General features: G+C 38.5%; 3 protein-coding genes. All 3 read right to left on the bottom strand.

Annotated elements, in window-relative coordinates:
- Positions 1-423: 423 nt before the first annotated feature.
- Entirely contained in the window at positions 424-1,239 is an 816-nt protein-coding gene (locus tag FTV31_RS16245; protein ID WP_005268593.1) for a hypothetical protein, read from the bottom strand.
- Positions 1,240-1,320: 81 nt separating this feature from the next.
- On the bottom strand, positions 1,321-1,821 hold the full coding sequence (locus FTV31_RS16240; RefSeq protein ID WP_004282297.1) for a hypothetical protein: 501 nt from the start codon (positions 1,819-1,821) through the stop codon (positions 1,321-1,323).
- The coding region (locus FTV31_RS16235) for a MobA/MobL family protein (protein WP_180015689.1) at positions 1,818-2,433 on the bottom strand (616 nt) is incomplete at its 5' end. The genes FTV31_RS16240 and FTV31_RS16235, both read right to left, overlap by 4 nt.

The raw sequence follows: 2,433 nt of genomic DNA, 5'->3' as shown, positions 1-2,433 counted from the left end.
TTAACAAGTCCTATGTAACTACTCCTAACGCTCCGCCTATGTGAAGTTCCCCTGTAAGCGGTTTAGCCTTTCGACTATAGCTACAATACGCCAGTGACACTTATTCCTACCACACGTACTGCATGCCGACCGTAAAACGGACACGCAGAAGCGGGCAAAGCTCGATCTAGGATGCTTATTTGATGGTTTAAAACACGAATTAACGAAGACTTATCATTTTGAGGCTTGATATAAACACTGTTTATTGTGAAAATAGAGTTCAGGTACAAGCCTTTTGGTGAAATCATAACGGTCGCCAAACCTTATGATCTTCGTTACTTGATGTTAGTTCCATCAAATAACTGCGTACCGCTGAATTTACTTGAAAACCCCTCTAAGTTGCAAGACTTAGAGGGGTTTTTGTTTAGAATTTTACATTACAAGTTACTTATTCTTGTTTAAAGCAAATTTTCGCTTCTTAATCACAGTAAGTGGCTTTTCTTGTGGAGCCATATTTTTCTGAATGGTTCCCTGCTTCATCTCTACTGGGACAGCACTATTTTCAGTAGTCTTTGGATTAGATTCTTTAGGCTTTGACTCTGTTGGCTTTTGCAGAGTTGCTTCCTTATTTTTAATTTTTATATAAATTTTATGAGCAACTGTATTGTGCTCCTTAATTTCCCTGTTCTTATCAGCCAATTTTTTATACTGTTCCTTAAAAGGTTTTATAAATTTTTTGATAGCTGATAAGAACACGGCTTCTTCAGGATATATGTCCGCTAATGTCTTAGGTGTTTCCTTTTGCACGAAATTGATGAGATCGGCTGGAAATTTATTAAGAATCTCTGGAGTAGCAAAGCTTACAAAATCATAGTCATGATAAGAAATTACAGCATATCGGGTATTTTTCTTAGTCGGACTTTTAATATAACCTTTGACTGTTGCCTCTCCTTGATCAAGTAACTTTTTCAAATAGAAATCTTTGATTTGGTTTTCTATAAGCGCATTACCTCTATAGAACCTAAGCTTCTGACTGATTTCCGCCTGTTCTTCCAGGTTGTCTTCATCAACAAGTTTTAGCTGTTCGGATTGGTTAAGGAATTGAGCATAATTATATTGAGCCAGTTCGGATGTCCAAATCAGTAACTGATCAAGGTTTTTAGGCATAGGAACTTTCAAATCATTCAAATCAAGCTTTTTAATGGGCGCAAGTTCTTCTTCCTTAAACTCTGTTCTTTCTAAACTTGATTGCTTTAACATAATAATTTCCTTAACTTCCACTAATTTTAAACATAATAAAAATTATAAATGAGTGCTTAGAGCCTTCATTTTCAGATTCAGCTATTTGGGGTCAATAACGCATAAATCCCCATGCTTCCCATAGCCACACTGCTCTTTCATCACTCGGACGCAGGGCTTGGACTCTTCTCCAACGGCACAACTTTGAATATCAAACTGAATACCTTGCTGCCTTAAACTCTCGATCTTTGGAATATTCTCTAAAGGCTTAATATAAGATGCAAATAGCCACGTCATAGTCAGTATGAGAACTGAAAAAACACCTAAGAAAGTGGTGATTAACTTCCATGAAAATTGATCATTGGCTGATTCAATCGAGTTTTTCAAGCGTCCAAGCGCTTTAGCGGTCTTAATAAGTTCTGCTGTACCGTCCTGTAAGCCCTCATTTACCGCTTTTGATATAGTGTGGTGGGTTTGCCCAGCAATAGTGCTTTGAATGTGTTCTTTCGTGATTTGAAGCTCTTTAACGGCCTGATTGACTAGGTTCTGCTGTTGTTCTGCAACTGCCATCAGTGCATATAACTTTTTTTCATCAGGTGTCATCGGCTCATCCCTCTAAACTTCATTGTTTTCTGTTGCTCTCGTTCTAATTTCTGCTGTTCTTTGTACTGCTGTAAGGCAAGCTGTTTAAAGCTGTCAAAATCAGCCTTAAAGCTCTCAATGCCCTGTTTAATTTCTTTGTCTGAGATAGGGCTGTTTTTGAGGTCTTTCAGGTCTTTTTTCGGGTCGCCTAAATCTAGTCGTTCAAGCTCTTTATAGGCCGTTCGTGACAGTTGTAGGGCTTCCCTAATTTCAGGGTCTTTGGCTTGGCTTGGTAACAGTTTTTTTTCAGGTTCTTTCTCTATGCCTTGCTCTTTGTAGCTTCGCATATCAATACGGCTGTCAATTTGGTGTTTTTCTAAATGGCTGTTGCATAAATCTGCCCATCTTTGGCGTAGGTCTTTAATATCGGTTTTTCGTTCCTGGTAACTCTTACCTGTATTATCTTTTTTAGCTCCGCCACGTTCAGGATTTTTACTGTTATAGCGTTTGAAATACTGCTCCGGATCTCGTTCAATTCCATCTTGCAGACGTTCATTAAACATGAGATGCACGTGGGGCTGATCGTTGCCGTCCATTGCTTTAGGATTATGAATCGCAAACTGATACGGATAT

It is taken from the genome of Acinetobacter sp. YH16031 (assembly GCF_013417335.1).
Lineage (GTDB): Bacteria > Pseudomonadota > Gammaproteobacteria > Pseudomonadales > Moraxellaceae > Acinetobacter.
The sequence above is the reverse complement of the archived record's forward strand: the minus strand, read 5'-3'. Positions and strand labels throughout refer to the sequence as shown.